Here is a 15990-nt window from a genome sequence, read left to right as displayed (position 1 = left end):
ACCAACGACCGGGAGGGACCAGGATCATGGCTCGAGGCGAACATCACCGTATCCATGCGCAGGACCGCGTCCAGCGCAACCGCCTGCGCATCGCCCAGGAGGCCGCGCGCCTCATGAGCGAACACGGCATCCGCGATTTTCATCACGCCAAGCTCAAGGCCGCCGAGCGGCTGGGCATCTTCGACACCCAGGCGCTGCCGCGCAACAACGAGATCGAGGAAGCGCTGCGCGAACACCAGCGCATCTTCCAGGCGCACAGCCAGCCGCAGCTGCTGCAGAAACGCCGCGAGGCGGCGGCGGAAGCCATGCGCTTCCTCGGCGACTACGAACCGCGCCTGGTCGGCGCCGTGCTGGACGGCACCGCGGACAGCCATTCGGCGGTCTGCCTGCATGTGTTCAGCGACGATCCGGAGACGGTCATCCTGCACCTGCGCGAACATGGCGTGCCCGTCGAAACGCAGACACGCCGCCTGCGCATCAGCCGCGACGAACAGGCCGAATACCCGGTGCTGCTGTTCGCCGCCGACGAACTGCCGTTCGACCTCACCGTGCTGCCGGTCAACTCGCTGCGCCAGCCGCCGCTGGACCGCATCGACGAGAAGCCCATGCGCCGCGCCCCGCTCGCCACCGTGGAAGCCCTGATCGCCGAGGGCGCGGACGAAGACGACTTCGAACGCAAGCTCGCGGCGGCCTTGCGCTGACTCTTCAGCTTCCGCCCAAAAGAAAACGCCCGGCATGGCCGGGCGTTTTCGTGTGCGGCGACGCTGCGCTCAGCGCTTGTCGGCCGACACGTAGTCGCGCACGTTGGCGCCGGTGTAGATCTGGCGCGGACGGCCGATGCGCGCACCGGGGGTTTCGTGCTGCTCGATCCAGTGGGCGATCCAGCCGGCGGTACGGGCGATGGCGAACATCACGGTGAACATTTCGGTCGGGATGTTGAGCGCCTTGTAGATGATGCCCGAGTAAAAGTCGACGTTCGGGTACAGCTTGCGCTCGACGAAGTAGTCATCCTTCAGCGCCGCCTCTTCCAGCTTCAGCGCCACTTCCAGCAGCGGGTCGTTGACGCCGAGCTCGCCGAGCACCTTGTGGGTCATCTCGCGGATGATCTTCGCGCGCGGGTCGAAATTCTTGTACACGCGATGGCCGAAGCCCATCAGGCGGAAGTTGTCGTTCTTGTCCTTGGCGCGCTTGACCGCGGTCTCGACCTTGTCGGCCGTGCCGATCTCCTCGAGCATCTTCAGCACCGCCTCGTTGGCGCCGCCGTGCGCCGGGCCCCACAGCGCGGTGATGCCTGCGGCGATGGAGGCGTACGGGTTGGCGCCGGTCGAGCCGACCAGGCGCACCGTCGAGGTGGAGGCGTTCTGCTCGTGGTCGGCGTGCAGGATGAACAGCAGGTCCAGCGCCTTGGCGGCGACCGGGCTCAGCGTCAGCGGCTCGCTCGGCACCTCGAACATCATGTGCAGGAAGCGGTCGACGTATTCGAGGTTGTTGCGCGGATAGCGGAACGGCCAGCCGATCGAATAGCGGAAGCAGGCGGCGGCGATGGTCGGCATCTTGGCGATCAGGCGGATCGCGGCCAGCTTGCGGTCTTCCGCGTCATCGACGTCGATGTCGTCGTGGTAGAAGGCCGACAGCGAAGCCACCGAGGCGGCCAGCATGGCCATCGGATGCGCGTCGTGGTGGAAGCCCTTGAAGAAGTCCTTGAGCGACTCGTGCATCATCGTGTGATGCGTGATGTCGTCTTCGAACTTGACGAACTCGCTCTTGCTGGGCAGCTCGCCGTTGAGCAGCAGGTAAGCGGTCTCGAGGAAGCTCGACTTCTCGGCCAGCTGCTCGATCGGGTAGCCGCGGTACAGCAGCACGCCCTGGTCGCCGTCGATGTAGGTGATCGCGCTCTTGGTGCTGGCGGTGCTGCCGTAGCCCGGGTCGTAGGTGAAGTGGCCGGTGTCCTTGTACAGATTGCCGATGTCGACGCAGGCCGGACCGAGCGTGCCACTCAGCAGGGGCAGCTCGCTGCTGCGGTTGTTCGACTCATCCACCAGCTTGACGGTCTTGGTATCGGACACGGAAACCTCCTTCGCGAATGTCGCCGCCGGTCACCGGGGGTGGTGCGCCAGGCGGGGGAAATAAGCGCATCGCGCTGGGGAAGGCGCGATGCAACGCCGCCCATTATCACACATCACCCGGCGAACATCCCTTGGCGAATGGTCGGATGGCGGACGCGAAAAAGCATGGGGCGAGCCTGCGCTCGCCCCATGCCATGTACCTGACCTTGCAGCTCCGCCAGTCATAAGACTGGCTGACGCGTCGCGCGATTACTTCTGCGCGTAGCGGCGGCGGAACTTGTCCACGCGGCCACCGGTTTCGATGGTCTTCTGCTTGCCGGTGTAGAACGGGTGCGAATGGCTGGAGATATCCACCTTGATCAGCGGGTACTCGTTGCCGTCCTGCCACTTGACGGTTTCCTTGGTCGCGATCGTCGAACGCGTCAGGAACGCGAAGTCGGACGACAGGTCCTGGAACACCACCGGGCGGTAATTCGGATGGATATCGGGCTTCATGACGGACTCAAAGCGATGGGCGAAAGAGCGGCATTATAGCGACCTCCCCGCGCCAAGGGCAAGCACGTCAGTGACTTGCCCGGCCCGGGCCACTCAGGCTGCGCCCAGCGCGCGTCTCACCATGGCCGCGAAGCGTTCCTGGTCCACCTCCAGCACGATCCGCGCATTGGCCGGATGGCCCAGGCGGCCGGTCCAGTCCACCACCGTGGCGCCGCGGGTGAGCCGGCCGTCCAGCTCGATGGCCACGTGGCGCTCCTCGCTGCGGGTGACGATGGACGGGTCGATCGCCACCGCCATCGCCAGCGCATCCGCCGCGATGATGCCCCGGCGCTTGCTGCTGGCATTGAAGGCGCGGGCGGTGCGGAATACCTGGCCGAAGAACTCGGCGCGCTTGTCGCCGGCATCGAGCCAGCCGTCGAATTCCGGCTCGTCGAAGGCATGGCGCAGGGTGGCTTCCCAGTCGACCAGCTCGAACTGCGGGAAGGCCTCGAACACCACGTGCGCGGCCTCGGGATCGAAGCCGATGTTGAACTCGGCCGGCACCTTGCCGGTGTTGCCGAGGCCGGTCACCGCCCCGCCCATCACCACCAGGCGCTTCACGCGCTGCGGCAGGGTCGGATCCAGGCGCAGGGCCAGCGCCACGTTGGTCAGCGGAGCCAGTGCCACCAGGGTCAGCTCGCCCGGACGCTCGCGGGTGAGGCGCAGCAGCGCCAGCGCGGCCTGCTCCGCCTCGGCCGTCGCGACGGGCTCGGCGAAGCCGACGTCGCCCAGGCCATCCGCGCCGTGCACGAAGGCGGCGTCCTCCTCCGGCCCGCGCACCAGTGGCGTCGGGCAGCCCGCGAACACCGGCACGCCGCCACCGACCAGATCGACCAGCGTGCGCGCATTGCGCACGGTATGCCCCAGGCCCACGTTGCCCGCGGCGATGCTCAGGCCGGCGATGTCGGCGTGGGCATGCGCCATCAGGATGGCGAGGGCGTCGTCCACGCCGGGGTCGGTGTCGATCAGCAGCTGGGGCTTGGTCATGGGGTTTCCTCGGATGAGCCGGCTAGCTTACGGCGGCGAGCGCGGAACGCAAAAGTCATCGCGCCCTGCCCTTACGCGTGCGCATAACGCGCCGCGCCACCGATCCAGCGCTCGATCAGCCGCTCCGCCTGGCCGGCGTGATGGCGCAGCATCTGCGCGCCGACCTCCTGCACCGCCGGCAGCAGGTGCGCGTCGCGGGAGAGGTCGGCGATGCGGAAGCTGAGCTGGCCGGTCTGGCGCGTGCCGAGCACTTCGCCCGGGCCGCGCAGCTCGAGGTCTTTCTCGGCGATGCGGAAACCATCGTTGGTATCGCGCATCACCTGCAGGCGCTCCCTGGCCAGCATGCCCAGCGGCGGCTGGTACAGCAGCACGCAGTTGGAGGCAACCGCGCCGCGGCCCACGCGGCCGCGCAGCTGGTGCAGCTGGGCCAGGCCGAGCCGTTCGCTGTTCTCGATCACCATCAGGCTGGCGTTGGGTACGTCCACACCCACCTCGATCACGGTGGTGGCGACCAGCACGGCCAGTTCGCCGTGCTTGAAGGCGTCCATCACCGCCTGTTTTTCCCTGGGCTTCATGCGGCCGTGGATCAGGCCTACCTTGCGGTCGCCGAGCGCCGCCGACAGTTCCGCATGCGCCACCTCCGCCGCCTGCGCGCGCAGCTGTTCGGTTTCCTCGATCAGCGTGCACACCCAGTAGACCTGGCGGCCTTCGTGACAGGCCGCATGAATGCGCTCGATCACTTCCGCGCGGCGCGCATTGGAGATGGCGATGGTCTGCACCGGCGTGCGGCCCGGCGGCAGCTCGTCGATGGAGGAGACGTCCAGGTCGGCATACGCGCTCATCGCCAGCGTGCGCGGGATCGGCGTCGCGGTGAGCACCAGCTGGTGCGGCACCTGGTCGCCTTCCAGCCCCTTGTCGCGCAACGCCAGGCGCTGCTGCACGCCGAAGCGATGCTGCTCGTCGACGATCACCAGGCCCAGCCGCGCGAACTCGACGCCCTCCTGCATCAGCGCATGCGTGCCGATCACCACCGGCGCGCCGGCGGCGACGCGTTCGAGCGCCCGCGTGCGCGCCTTGCCGGTGACCTTGCCGGCCAGCCATTCGACTTCCACGCCCAGCGGCTGCAGCCAGTGGCGGAAGTTGCGCAGGTGCTGCTCGGCCAGCAGTTCGGTGGGCGCCATCAGCGCGACCTGATGGCCCGATTCGACCGCCGCGAGCGCCGCCAGCGCGGCGACCACGGTCTTGCCGCTGCCGACGTCGCCCTGCACCAACCGCAGCATCGGATGCGTCCTAGCCATGTCCACGGCCACGGCGTCGCTGACGCGCTGCTGCGCGCCGGTAAGCCGGAACGGCAGCCCTGCCAGCAGGCGTGCGCGCAGCGTGCCGTCGCCGCCGAGCGCGGGCGAGTGGCGCCGCTTCACCGCGGCGCGCATGCGCTTGAGGCTGAGGTGCTGGGTCAGCAGTTCCTCGAAGGCCAGGCGTTGCTGCGCGGGATGCCGGCCCTGCGTCAGCTGGCCAAGGTGTGCGTCGGGCGGCGGGCGGTGCACATAGAGCAGTGCGTCACGGAGCGAAGTCAGGCCGTGTTGCGCGCCCAGGTCAGGCGGAATCAGCTCCAGCTCCCGGTCGGGCGGCAGCAGCGCCAGCGCCTTGGCGATCACGCCGGCCAGCCGCTTCACGCCCAGGCCTTCGGTGGTGGGATAGACCGGGGTCAGCCGCTCCTCCATCGCCGGCTCGGCCACGCCTTCCAGCCGCTGGTACTGCGGATGCACCATCTCCAGGCCCTGCGCGCCGTGGCGCACTTCGCCGTAGACCAGCAGGCGCACACCGGGCTTGAGCTGCTCGGCCTGGGCGCGATGGAAGTGGAAGAAGCGCAGCACCAGCGTTTCGCGCGAATCGTCGCTGATCGCCACCTTCAGCTGCGGCCGGTAGCGGAAGCCGCGCTCGACCGCTTCCACCTTGCCCTCGACCTGGACGCGGTCGCCCACGTGCAGCTCCGCGATGGTGCTGATCTGGGTGCGGTCTTCGTAGCGCAACGGCAGGTGGAACCACAGGTCCTGCAGGCGCTCCAGGCCCAGCTTGGCCAGGGTGGCGGCCAGCGCCGGGCCGACACCAGGCAGGGACGACACCGGCGCGAGGCCGGGATCCCTGGAAGCATGGACGGCGGGTGGCGTGGGCGCAGCGGACATCACCGAAAGCCTAGCGGAGGCGCCGGCAAAGGCGTAGCGGAGGCGTGCGACACCACGTGTCGGCGCACGCCTCGCCGCAAGGTCAGTCGATCACCAGCACGGCGTCCACTTCCACCTCGGCGCCCTTGGGCAGGGCCGAGACCTGGATGGTGGAGCGCGCCGGATACGGCGCCTGGAAATATTCGGCCATCACTGCATTGACGGTGGCGAAGTTGGCCAGGTCGGTGACGTAGATACCGACGCGCACGATCGCCGACAGCGAACTGCCCGCCGCCTCGGCCACCGCCTTGAGGTTGTCGAACACGCGACGGGTCTGCAGCGCGATATCGCCCTGCACCAGGTTCCCGGTGGCCGGATCCAGCGGGATCTGCCCGGAGAAGTACACGGTGTTGCCGGCGCGCACGGCCTGCGAGTACGGGCCGATCGCGGCCGGCGCCTTGTCGGTGGAGATGATGCTGCGGGTCATCGCGGGAACCTCGGACGGGGAAAGCCCGAAGTGTAGGAAAGCGCGGACGCGACTTAAAGCGGATAGCGGTAGGCGCCGCTCACCACGCCGGTGCGGCGCACGCGGCGGATCACGTCGGCCAGGTGCTTGCGGTTCTTCACTTCCAGCGCGAACAGCAGCGTGGCCGCGGCGCTGTCGCGCTCGACGTATTCCACGTTCTCGATATTCGAGTTCGCCGCAGCGATCGCCGCTGCCACCGTGGCCAGCACGCCCGGACGGTTGATGACCTCGATGCGCAGCTCGGCACGGTAGTCGCCCTGCACGTCGCGGTCCCATTCGATGGCGACGCAGCGCTCCGGCGACTTGCGCAGCTCTACCACGTTCGGGCATTCGATCCGGTGCACCACGATGCCCTTGCCGGTGGAGAGATAACCGATGATCTCGTCGCCCGGCAGCGGGTGGCAGCAGTTGCCGAAGCTCAGCACACCGCGCTCGGCGCCGGTGATGCGGATCTTCTCCACCGCATGCTGCGTGGGCGCCGCGGTGCCCTTCTGCTTGCCGCGCGCGGCGAGCAGCTGGCCGGCGACCACGTCCGGCATGCGGTTGCCCAGCGCGATGTCGGCGAGCAGTTCTTCCAGGCGCTTGAGCTTGGCCGCTTCCAGGAAACGATCAAGCACGGCGACCGGGATCGCATCCAGGCTCGAGCCCTGCGCATCGAGCGCGCGATCGAGCATGCGATGACCGAAGTCGACTGCGTCCTCGTGCTGCAGATGCTTCAGGTACTGGCGGATCGCCGTGCGCGCCTTGCCGGTGACCACGGACTCCAGCCAGGCCGGATTGGGCACCGCCGACGGCGCGGTGATGATCTCCACCAGCTGACCGGATTCCAGGCGCGTGCGCAGCGGCAGCAGCTTCTTATCCACGCGCGCGGCCACCGCGTGGTCGCCGACGTCGGTATGCACCGCGTAGGCGAAATCCAGTGCCGTGGCGTTGCGCGGCAGCGAGAGGATGTCGCCGCGCGGGGTGAACAGATAGACCTCGTCCGGGAACAGGTCGATCTTGACGTTCTCGATGAACTCGGACGACGAGGCCGTATTCGCCTGGCTGTCGGCCAGCGACGACAGCCATTCGCGCGCCCGCGCCTGCGCGCTGTTGGCGGGACCGCTGTCGGTCTTGTAGGCCCAGTGCGCGGCCACGCCGCGCTCGGCCACCGAATCCATCTCGGCCGTGCGGATCTGTACTTCGATCGGCGCACCAAACGGCCCCAGCAGCACGGTGTGCAGCGACTGGTAGCCGTTGGCCTTGGGGATCGCGATGAAATCCTTGAAGCGGCGATCCACCGGCTTGTACAGCGAATGCACCGCACCCAGCGCGACGTAGCAGCTCATTGCGCTGTCGACCACCACGCGGAAACCGTAGACGTCCATCAGCTGGGCGAAGCTCTTATGCTCGCTGCGCATCTTCGAATAGATGCTCCACGGCGACTTGATGCGGCCGAGCACGCGCGAAGCCAGGTGCTCGCCAGTAAGACGTGCCGACAGCGCGGCCTCGATCTTGCCCATCGCCTCGCGGCGATTGCCCAGCGCGGCGCGGATGCGCTCGCTGATCACGCGGTAGCGGTCCGGATGCAGGGCGCGGAAACCCAGGTCCTGCAGCTCGGCCTTGAACTTGTTCATGCCCAGGCGCTGCGCGATCGGCGCGTAGATCTCCAGCGTCTCGCGCGCGATGCGGCGACGCGAGTCGGCATCCTTGGCACCGAGCGTGCGCATGTTGTGCAGGCGGTCGGCGAGCTTGATCAGGATCACGCGCAGGTCGCGCGCCATCGCCAGCAGCATCTTGCGGAAGCTTTCGGCGTCGGCTTCCTGCCGGCTGCTGAAGCGCATCTTGTCCAGCTTGGTGACGCCGTCGACCAGGTCGGCCACGGTCTCGCCGAATTCGCCGGCAAGCTCGGTGCGGCTGAGCGCGGTGTCTTCCAGCGTGTCGTGCAGGATCGCCGCGATGATGGTCTCGGCATCCAGGCCGAGCTCGGCGAGGATGCCGGCGACCGCGACCGGATGCGTGATGTACGGCTCGCCGCTTTTGCGCGCCTGGCCTTCATGCGCCTGCGCGCCGACCTCGTAGGCGCGCAGCACGCGCGCGACCTGCTCGGGCGGTAGATAGGCGACGCGCTCCTTGAGCGCCAGCACGTACGGGGGCAGCGACGACGTATCCACGGGTTCGGGATGCGTGGTCGTGCTCATGGGGCGTTGGCCGCCGCTCAGGCAGCCACCTCGCGGCGCCAGTGCATGCGCCGGATGGGATGAAGCGAGGAAGAGCCGGCGTTCGCGCACCCGCGCCCGGCACCGGCGAAGCCGGCGCGCGCGGGGCGAGGTTTACAGCCGGCTCCGTCCATCAGTCGTCGCCGCCCTTGGAAAGGTCGTCGTCGACTTCGGCCGCGGCCCATTCCAGCGCTTCGCGCTCGGCGCGCTCGCGCTCGGCGCGGTCGATCTCGTCGATGGTGGCCTGGTCGATGCGGCGGTCGGCGATCTCGCGCAGCGCGACCACGGTCGGCTTGTCGTGATCGGGATTGACTGCCGGCTCGGCACCCTTGGCGAGCTGGCGGGCGCGCTTGGTCGCCATCAGCACCAGCTCGAAACGGTTGTCGACTACCTCGAGGCAGTCTTCCACGGTAATGCGTGCCATGTGAAATCCTTAGGGAATAAAGCGACTTATAGGTCGCCAGTGTAGCCAGGGGGCGCTTTGCTGGCAATGCAGCATGGACGTATCATGCCCGGTTCAGCCGGCCTGCAGCGCCGACCGGCAAGACTCGCCCCGCTGTACACAATATAAAAACCAGGCAGTACACTTAATCGTTCCCCTTAACCTTCCGCAGCGGACAGGACCCCCGACACCGATGTCTTCCCCCCTCCGACTCCTTGCGCTGCGCCTGCTACCCCTGCTCGCGATCGCCCTGCTGGCCGGCTGCAGCATCGCCAAGCCGCGTACGGACGACCCGCACGAGCAGTTCAACCGCAAGGTCTACGCGTTCAACGATTCGCTCGACCAGGCCGTCATCCGCCCGGTGGCGGTCGGCTACCGCAAGGTCACCAATCCGCCGGTGCGCCGCGCGGTCAGCGACTTCTTTACCAATATCAAGATGCCGATCACGGTGGCGAACGACCTGCTGCAGGCCCGGCCGATGCAGGCCGCGCGCAGCACGGGGCGCTTCCTGGTCAACCTTACCCTGGGCGTGGGCGGCTTCTTCGACCCGGCCAGCCAGCTCGGCCTGCCGCTGGAAGACAACGACTTCGGCGTCACCCTGGCCCGCTGGGGCGTGCCCGAAGGCGACTTCCTGATGCTGCCGTTCGTCGGCCCGACCACCGTGCGCGACGTCTGGCGCCTGCCGGTGGACAGCTACTTCTTCGATCCGCTGAGCTATTTCTCGCGCAACCACGAGTTCCACTACGGCCAGTACTACATCCCGCAGGTGCTCTACCTGGTGACGATCCGCTCGCGCGCGATCGACGCCGAGAGCTTCCTGAAGTCCGCCTACGACCCCTACGTGTTCCTGCGCGACGCCTATCGCCAGCAGCGCATCTACCGGATCTACGACGGCAATCCGCCAGCGGAAGTGATCGAGCAGATGCAGGGCCTGAAGGAAAAGAACTTCGATCCGGACGAACTGCTCAACGAGCAGCACCAGTGGGAACAGAAGCAATCCCAGGAACAGCCGGCGGCGCAGAAGCCGAGCCAGAACTGAAGTACAAAAAAAGGGGCCGCAAGGCCCCTTTCTCTTTGCCACAACAGCCAGCGACGCGCCTCAGGCGAGCAGCCGGTCGACCTCGCACACCTGGGCCAGCACCTGCATGCCCTCGGGCACGTTGCGCAGCGCCAGCGCATGGCCGCGCTCCGCCGCCTTGGCCAGCACCGCCAGCACGCAGGCCAGGCCGGCGCTGTCGCTCTGGCTGACCCCGGCCAGGTCGACCTGGCGGCAGCCGTCCGCCGCCGCCGCGTCGATAGCGGCCAGCGCCTGCGCCGCGGTGGCGAAGGTCAGCGCGCCGGACACCTGCAAGGCATCCGGCGCGGCGCGCGTCACCTGGAAGGCGGCGGCGCTCATCCCTGCTTGCCGTCCTTGTCCATCTGCTTGAGCGCATCCGCGCCCTTGTTCTTGAGGTCGCTGATCAGATTGTCGAGGCCGCCCTTGCGGATCTCGGCATCGACCTGGTTGCGGTAGTTGGTGATGTAGGAAATGCCTTCGATGATCACGTCATAGGCCTTCCAGTCGCCGTCACGCGACTTGCGGAACGCGTAGTCCACCGAGACCGTCTTGCCGTCGTCCAGCACCACCTGGGTGCGCACCACGGTGCGCTTGTCGTTGAGGTCGCCGCTGAACGGCAGCACCTTCACGCGGCCCTGGGTGTAGCTGAGCAGGCCTTCGGCGTAACGGTGGGTGATCGAGTTGTAGAACGCGCGGGCGAACTCGGCGCGCTTCTCCGGCGTGGCTTCGCGGGCGTGCTGGCCGAGCACCAGGATCGAGGCGTAGTCGATGTCGAAGTGCGGCAGGAACACATCGTCGATCACCGAGATGAGCTTTTCCTTATCCTTCTTCAGCTCCGCCTGGTGGCCGTCGATAGCCTTGCCGAGCTGGTCGACGATGCTCTGCGCGACCTGCTGGGGCGTCTGCGAGGAAGCCGGCGCCTGCGCGGCGGCCTGGGCATGGATCGGGGCGGCGACGAGGCCGGTGAAGGCGATGGCGGTGGCGAGAGCCAGACTGCGCAGCATCATGGGGAAACTCCTGGGAATAGCCTGATTCAGAGCTGGGGGGACGGCCGGCTCAACGCTTGCCGGCCGGGGAGGAGGAAGAGGAAGCGGGGGCGCCGTCCGGTTTCTTGTCGCCCGAGCCGTTGACCAGGAACTTGCCGATCAGGTCTTCGAGCTGCAGGGCCGACTGGGTCAGCACCAGTTCGTCACCGTCCTTCAGCGCATCCGGCGAGCCGCCGGGCTGGATCGCAACGTACTGCGTGCCGATCAAACCGCTGGTGAATACCGCGGCGGCCGAGTCGTCCGGAATCTGGCCGTATTTCTTGTCGATCGACAGCTCCACCAGGGCGTCCAGCTTGACCGGATCGGCCTGCACCGACTTGACGCTGCCGATCGCCACGCCGGCCATCTTCACCGGTGCGCCCGCGGACAGCGCGCCCACATTGGTGAAGCGCGCCTTGACGGTGTAGCTGCCGCCCAGGTTGTCCGCCGCGCCGCCGGCGCCGAAGAACTTGCCGAGCATTTCCTCCAGCTGCTGGGCGGGACGCGTCAGCGCGAGCGTGCCGCCGTTGGCCAGGGCCTTGGACGAGCTACCGTACTGGATGCCCACGTACTGGTCGCCGAGCAGGCCGCTGGTGAAGATCGTCGCCACCGAGTCGGCGGGGATCTTGTCGTAGCGCTGGTCGATGGCCAGCTTGACGTCGGCGGTCTCCTTGCCCGGATCGAGCACGATCGACTGCACCTGGCCGATGCGCACGCCCGCCACCTTCACCGGCGCGCGCTCCTTGAGCTGGCCGATGTTGGCGAAGTGCGCCTCGACGGTATAGCTCGGCCCGCGGCTGGTATTGGCCACCGAGGTGGTCTGCGTGGCGAGGTAACCGAGCGCGGCGAAGCCGAGCACGATGAACAGGCCGGTGCCGACGGCATAGGACGGTCTCTGGCTCACGGCACGATCCTCGTTGGCGAATGGGTGATGGCAATAGTCAGTGGCGTAGTCATGGGAGTCACATCAGGAAGGCGGTGAGCACGAAGTCCAGCGCCAGGATGGCGATCGACGAGGCCACCACCGTGCGCGTCGTGGCATAGGCCACGCCCTCGCTGGTCGGCGGCGTGGTGTAGCCCTGGAACACGGCGATCAGCGAGACCACGCCGCCGAACGCCATGCTCTTCCACAGCACGCCGTTGAGCACGTCCTTCACCAGGTCGACGGTGGCGGTCATGTTCGACCAGAAGGTGCCGTTGTCGATGCCCAGCCAGCTCACGCCGACCAGGTGGCCGCCGAAGATGCCCAGCGCGCAGAACACGCAGCACAGCAGCGGCATGGCGATGATGCCGGCGAGGAAGCGCGGCACCGCGACGTAGGCGATCGGATCGACCGCCATCATTTCCATCGCGGCGATCTGGTCGGTGGCGCGCATCAGGCCGATCTCGGCGGTCACCGAGGTGCCCGCGCGGCCGGCGAACAGCAGCGCCGTCACCACCGGCCCCAGTTCGCGGTAGATGGCGATCGCCACCACCGTGCCGGTGGCCGAGGTGCCGCCGAAGATCGACAGCACGTCGTACAGCTGCAGCCCCAGCACCATGCCCACGAACAGGCCGCAGACCATGATGATGATCAGGCTCATCGCGCCGACGAACCACAGCTGCCGCACGGTCTCGCGCGCATGGCGCATGCTGCGCGGCACGGCGGCCAGGATCTGCAGCAGGAACAGCCCGCAATCGCCGATCTGGGCCAGCGAGCGGGTGACGATGTTGTCGCGTGGCGCGTTCATGCGCCCCCCTTGAAGCCGAGCGAGGCGGCGTAGTCGCCGGCCGGATACTGGAATGGCACCGGGCCATCGGCCTCGCCGCCGAAGAATTGCCGCGTCCACGGCGAGCCGTCGCTGGCGATGGTCTTGGGATCGCCTTGCGCCACCACCTTGCCGTTGGCGATCAGGTACACGTGATCGGCCACCTGCTGCACCGCGGCCAGCTCGTGCGCCACCAGCACGCTGGTGATGCCGAGCGTCTCGTTGAGCGTGCGGATCAGCTTCAGCACCTGGTTGAGCGCGATCGGATCGAGGCCGACGAAGGGTTCGTCGTAGAGGATCAGCATCGGGTCGAACACGATCGCGCGCGCCAGCGCCACGCGCCGCGCCATGCCGCCGGACAGCTCGCTCGGCAGCAGCCGCGCGGCGCCGCGCAGGCCCACCGCCTGCAGTTTGGTCAGGACGATATTGCGGATCAGCACTTCCGGCAGCGCGGTGTGCTGGCGCAGCGGAAACGCCACGTTCTCGAACACGTCGAAGTCGGTGAGCAGGGCCGAGTTCTGGAACAGGTAGCCGATGCGCTCGCGCAGTTCGAACAACTGCTCGCGCCGCAGCGCCGGCACGTTCCTGCCATCGACCCACACCTCGCCCGACTGGCCGCGCATCTGGCCGGTGATGTGCTTGAGCAGGGTGGTCTTGCCGGTGCCGCTGGGACCCATGATGGCGGTGACCTTGCCGCGCGGGATATCCAGGTCCAGCGCGTCGAAGATGGTCTTGCCGTTGAGCACCGTGGTCAGGCCACGGACGCGCACGATGGCGCTGTCGTCGGGCTTGGCGCGGACGGAGTCGGTCATGGGCGAAGCTGCCAGGGGAAAGTGGCCCAAATTAGCCGAAGACGGCCATGAAGGCTATGCGAAAAAAGTGCCCCGGACGGTCCGATGCCTGGCGTTCAGGCCAACAGCTCGGCGATCAGCGTCTCGTGCCGGCGCCACTGCAGCTGGCTGCGCTGGCGCACCGCGTGCACGATCGACTGCAGGTCACCAAGAGCTTCGTCGAAGCTGTCGTTGACGATGATGTAGTCGAACTCGTGGGCATGCGCGATCTCCTCGCGCGAATTGTGCAGCCGGCGCTCGATCACCTCGGCGCTGTCCGACGCGCGCCCGCGCAGGCGCCGCTCCAGCTCCACCCGCGACGGCGGCAGGATGAAGACGCTGACGCAGTCCGGCTTGGATCTGCGGATCTGCCGCGCGCCCTGCCAGTCGATTTCCAGCAGCACGTCGCGGCCCTGGCACAGCAGGCCGGACACGGTGGTGCGCGAGGTGCCATAGAGATTGCCGTGCACTTCGGCATGTTCCAGGAAGATGCCGTCGGCGATCTCGCGCTCGAACTCCGCGCGCTCCACGAAGTAGTAGTGCCGCCCGTACTGCTCGCCCGGCCGCGGCGGCCGGGTGGTGTGCGAGATCGACAGCGAGATCGCCGGCTCGCGCTCCAGCAAGGCATTGACCAGGGTGGACTTGCCGGCGCCGGACGGCGCGGCGACCACGAAGAGGGTGCCTTCCAACGTGGTCTCTTGCCTGGAACGGGCGGAGTCGCTCGTGCTCATTCGATGTTCTGCACCTGCTCGCGCATCTGCTCGATCAGCACTTTCAGCTCCACCGCCGCGTTGGTGCTGCGCGCATCAATCGACTTGGAGCCCAGGGTGTTGGCTTCGCGATTGAACTCCTGCATGAGGAAGTCGAGGCGGCGGCCGACCGGCTCCTTCAGGCCCAGCACGCGGCGGGCTTCGGCGATGTGGGTGGCGAGGCGGTCGAGCTCCTCGTCGACGTCGACGCGGGTGAGCTGCAGCACCAGTTCCTGTTCCAGGCGGCCGGGGTCGGCCGGCTGCTTGAGGTCGGCCAGGCGCTGCTCCAGGCGCGCGCGCAGGCCTTCGCGGATCTGCGGCATCCAGGTACGCACCTCGCCGACGATGCGCTCGATGCCGTCCAGCCGCTCGCCCAGGATCGCGCCCAGCTTGGCGCCCTCGCGTTCGCGGGTGGCGGTCAGCGCGGCCAGCGCGTCGTCCAATACGCCGAACAGCGCGTCCTGCAGCTGGTCCTGGTCCACCTCGGCCTGCTGCAGCACGCCCGGGAAGCGCAGCAGCTCGGTGAACTCGATCTGCAGGCGCGGGAAACGCGCCTCCAGGTCCATCGACAGTTCCGACAGCTTGCCCAGCACGGCATGGTTGACCTGCAGCGCGTCGCCACGGGCCTCGCCGCGCAGGCGCACGGTCAGGTCCACCTTGCCGCGCGACAGGCGCGCCGCGATGCGCTCGCGCAGGGCGCTCTCGAAAGCGCGCAGGTCGTCCGGCAGGCGCGGGCTCAATTCCAGGTAACGGTGGTTGACCGTGCGCAGCTCGCAGCTGAGGGCACCGACCGGACCGGTGGTCTCGGCGAAGGCGTAGGCGGTCATGCTGCGGATCATGGAAGAGGCCTTATCAGCAGCCGCGGGCGGCCGGAAAGGGCGCAATGGTAAACTCTCCCGCCCTGCCTTGCCCAATCAGGCCACTGCACCCCATGAATGCCGTCAGCCGCCCGAGCGGCCGCGCCAGCGACCAGCTGCGCCCCGTCACCATCGAACGCCACTACACCCGCCACGCGGAAGGCTCCGTGCTGGTCAGCTTCGGCGACACCCGCGTGCTGTGCACCGCCAGCGTCGAGGACCGCGTGCCGCCGTGGCTGCGCGGCAAGGGCGAGGGCTGGGTCACCGCCGAATACGGCATGCTGCCCCGCGCCACCTCCAGCCGCACCCAGCGCGAAGCCGCCCGCGGCGGCCAGGGCGGGCGCACCCAGGAAATCCAGCGCCTGATCGGCCGCAGCCTGCGCGCCTGCGTGGACCGCCAGGCCCTGGGCGAGCGCGTGATCACCCTGGACTGCGACGTGATCCAGGCCGACGGCGGCACCCGCACCGCCGCCATCACCGGCGCCTACGTGGCCCTGGTCGATGCCGTCAACGTGCTGATGAAGCGCGAGAACCTGCGCCGCAACCCGGTATTCGGCGCGATCGCCGCGGTCTCGGTCGGCATCTACCAGGGCATGCCGGTGCTGGACCTGGATTACGCCGAAGACTCCAGCTGCGATACCGACATGAACGTGGTGATGAATGACGGCGGCGGCTTCATCGAGGTGCAGGGCACCGCCGAGGGCCACGCCTTCCGCCGCGACGAAATGGACAGCCTGCTGAGGCTCGCCGACCAGGGCATCGGCGAGCTGGTCGCCGCGCAGCGCGCCGCGCTGGCGCAGGGCTGA

At 68.0% G+C, this 15990-nt stretch carries 17 protein-coding genes; 3 read left to right on the top strand and 14 right to left on the bottom strand.

Annotated features, from left to right (window positions below):
• Window positions 1–26: 26 nt before the first annotated feature.
• Window positions 27–701 carry a hypothetical protein gene (locus BM172_RS14150; RefSeq protein WP_026633806.1) on the top strand — a complete coding sequence of 225 codons (675 nt, stop codon included), beginning with the start codon at window positions 27–29 and terminating at the stop codon, window positions 699–701.
• A 69-nt stretch (window positions 702–770) separates the two neighbouring features.
• Here the strand turns inward: BM172_RS14150 and BM172_RS14145 are convergent, their stop codons facing one another.
• The 7 genes from BM172_RS14145 to rpoZ form a co-directional block, all read right to left on the bottom strand.
• Window positions 771–2066 carry a citrate synthase gene (locus BM172_RS14145; protein ID WP_026633807.1) on the bottom strand — a complete coding sequence of 432 codons (1296 nt, stop codon included), beginning with the start codon at window positions 2064–2066 and terminating at the stop codon, window positions 771–773.
• 249 nt (window positions 2067–2315) lie between these two features.
• Complete coding sequence (locus tag BM172_RS14140; protein ID WP_026633808.1) at window positions 2316–2561, bottom strand: type B 50S ribosomal protein L31; 246 nt, start codon at window positions 2559–2561, stop codon at window positions 2316–2318.
• A 93-nt stretch (window positions 2562–2654) separates the two neighbouring features.
• A complete protein-coding gene (locus BM172_RS14135; protein WP_026633809.1) occupies window positions 2655–3587 on the bottom strand; it encodes a nucleoside hydrolase in 933 nt (310 codons plus the stop codon).
• A 71-nt stretch (window positions 3588–3658) separates the two neighbouring features.
• Window positions 3659–5773, bottom strand: coding sequence for an ATP-dependent DNA helicase RecG (recG, locus tag BM172_RS14130; RefSeq protein ID WP_026633810.1), 2115 nt, complete (start codon window positions 5771–5773; stop codon window positions 3659–3661).
• Window positions 5774–5855: 82 nt separating this feature from the next.
• Window positions 5856–6239 carry a RidA family protein gene (locus BM172_RS14125; RefSeq protein WP_026633811.1) on the bottom strand — a complete coding sequence of 128 codons (384 nt, stop codon included), beginning with the start codon at window positions 6237–6239 and terminating at the stop codon, window positions 5856–5858.
• A gap of 53 nt (window positions 6240–6292) precedes the next feature.
• Window positions 6293–8479, bottom strand: a complete 2187-nt coding sequence (locus BM172_RS14120; protein ID WP_428844770.1) for a RelA/SpoT family protein — start codon at window positions 8477–8479, stop codon at window positions 6293–6295.
• A 130-nt stretch (window positions 8480–8609) separates the two neighbouring features.
• On the bottom strand, window positions 8610–8900 hold the full coding sequence (gene rpoZ / locus BM172_RS14115) for a DNA-directed RNA polymerase subunit omega (protein ID WP_026633813.1): 291 nt from the start codon (window positions 8898–8900) through the stop codon (window positions 8610–8612).
• Window positions 8901–9111: 211 nt separating this feature from the next.
• Here rpoZ and BM172_RS14110 point away from each other — a divergent pair, with 211 nt between their 5' ends.
• Entirely contained in the window at window positions 9112–9957 is an 846-nt protein-coding gene (locus tag BM172_RS14110) for an MlaA family lipoprotein (protein ID WP_026633814.1), read from the top strand.
• Window positions 9958–10017: 60 nt separating this feature from the next.
• On the opposite strand, the gene BM172_RS14105 is transcribed toward BM172_RS14110, so the two are convergent.
• The 7 genes from BM172_RS14105 to BM172_RS14075 form a co-directional block, all read right to left on the bottom strand.
• A complete protein-coding gene (locus BM172_RS14105; RefSeq protein ID WP_026633815.1) occupies window positions 10018–10314 on the bottom strand; it encodes an STAS domain-containing protein in 297 nt (98 codons plus the stop codon).
• On the bottom strand, window positions 10311–10979 hold the full coding sequence (locus tag BM172_RS14100; RefSeq protein WP_026633816.1) for an MlaC/ttg2D family ABC transporter substrate-binding protein: 669 nt from the start codon (window positions 10977–10979) through the stop codon (window positions 10311–10313). The genes BM172_RS14105 and BM172_RS14100 overlap by 4 nt, the downstream gene beginning before the upstream one ends.
• A 52-nt stretch (window positions 10980–11031) precedes the next feature.
• Window positions 11032–11904, bottom strand: a complete 873-nt coding sequence (gene mlaD / locus BM172_RS14095; RefSeq protein WP_026633817.1) for an outer membrane lipid asymmetry maintenance protein MlaD — start codon at window positions 11902–11904, stop codon at window positions 11032–11034.
• Window positions 11905–11962: 58 nt separating this feature from the next.
• Window positions 11963–12730 carry a lipid asymmetry maintenance ABC transporter permease subunit MlaE gene (gene mlaE, locus BM172_RS14090; RefSeq protein ID WP_026633818.1) on the bottom strand — a complete coding sequence of 256 codons (768 nt, stop codon included), beginning with the start codon at window positions 12728–12730 and terminating at the stop codon, window positions 11963–11965.
• On the bottom strand, window positions 12727–13560 hold the full coding sequence (locus BM172_RS14085; RefSeq protein ID WP_026633819.1) for an ABC transporter ATP-binding protein: 834 nt from the start codon (window positions 13558–13560) through the stop codon (window positions 12727–12729). The genes mlaE and BM172_RS14085 overlap by 4 nt, the downstream gene beginning before the upstream one ends.
• 95 nt (window positions 13561–13655) lie before the next feature.
• Window positions 13656–14309: a guanylate kinase gene (gene gmk, locus BM172_RS14080; protein WP_051548351.1), complete on the bottom strand. Its 654-nt coding sequence runs from the start codon at window positions 14307–14309 to the stop codon at window positions 13656–13658.
• Window positions 14306–15166: a YicC/YloC family endoribonuclease gene (locus tag BM172_RS14075; RefSeq protein ID WP_026633821.1), complete on the bottom strand. Its 861-nt coding sequence runs from the start codon at window positions 15164–15166 to the stop codon at window positions 14306–14308. Before BM172_RS14075 ends, gmk begins: the two co-directional genes overlap by 4 nt.
• Window positions 15167–15258: 92 nt before the next feature.
• Here BM172_RS14075 and rph point away from each other — a divergent pair, with 92 nt between their 5' ends.
• Window positions 15259–15990 carry a ribonuclease PH gene (rph, locus tag BM172_RS14070; RefSeq protein ID WP_026633822.1) on the top strand — a complete coding sequence of 244 codons (732 nt, stop codon included), beginning with the start codon at window positions 15259–15261 and terminating at the stop codon, window positions 15988–15990.

Origin of the sequence: Dyella marensis, assembly GCF_900112865.1 — a bacterium.
In the GTDB taxonomy this organism is placed as follows: Bacteria; Pseudomonadota; Gammaproteobacteria; order Xanthomonadales; family Rhodanobacteraceae; genus Dyella_D; species Dyella_D marensis_A.
This window is presented reverse-complemented; position numbering and strand designations above follow the sequence as displayed.

Bases quoted from the DNA above. Each gene is read 5' to 3' on its own strand.
- BM172_RS14110 (WP_026633814.1), top strand. From the start codon at position 9,112: ATGTCTTCCCCCCTCCGACTCCTTGCGCTGCGCCTGCTACCCCTGCTC.
- mlaE (WP_026633818.1), bottom strand. From the start codon at position 12,730: ATGAACGCGCCACGCGACAACATCGTCACCCGCTCGCTGGCCCAGATC.
- BM172_RS14150 (WP_026633806.1), top strand. From the start codon at position 27: ATGGCTCGAGGCGAACATCACCGTATCCATGCGCAGGACCGCGTCCAG.
- BM172_RS14140 (WP_026633808.1), bottom strand. From the start codon at position 2,561: ATGAAGCCCGATATCCATCCGAATTACCGCCCGGTGGTGTTCCAGGAC.
- rpoZ (WP_026633813.1), bottom strand. From the start codon at position 8,900: ATGGCACGCATTACCGTGGAAGACTGCCTCGAGGTAGTCGACAACCGT.
- BM172_RS14100 (WP_026633816.1), bottom strand. From the start codon at position 10,979: ATGCTGCGCAGTCTGGCTCTCGCCACCGCCATCGCCTTCACCGGCCTC.
- gmk (WP_051548351.1), bottom strand. From the start codon at position 14,309: ATGAGCACGAGCGACTCCGCCCGTTCCAGGCAAGAGACCACGTTGGAA.
- BM172_RS14105 (WP_026633815.1), bottom strand. From the start codon at position 10,314: ATGAGCGCCGCCGCCTTCCAGGTGACGCGCGCCGCGCCGGATGCCTTG.
- BM172_RS14135 (WP_026633809.1), bottom strand. From the start codon at position 3,587: ATGACCAAGCCCCAGCTGCTGATCGACACCGACCCCGGCGTGGACGAC.
- BM172_RS14125 (WP_026633811.1), bottom strand. From the start codon at position 6,239: ATGACCCGCAGCATCATCTCCACCGACAAGGCGCCGGCCGCGATCGGC.
- recG (WP_026633810.1), bottom strand. From the start codon at position 5,773: ATGTCCGCTGCGCCCACGCCACCCGCCGTCCATGCTTCCAGGGATCCC.
- BM172_RS14085 (WP_026633819.1), bottom strand. From the start codon at position 13,560: ATGACCGACTCCGTCCGCGCCAAGCCCGACGACAGCGCCATCGTGCGC.
- BM172_RS14075 (WP_026633821.1), bottom strand. From the start codon at position 15,166: ATGATCCGCAGCATGACCGCCTACGCCTTCGCCGAGACCACCGGTCCG.
- rph (WP_026633822.1), top strand. From the start codon at position 15,259: ATGAATGCCGTCAGCCGCCCGAGCGGCCGCGCCAGCGACCAGCTGCGC.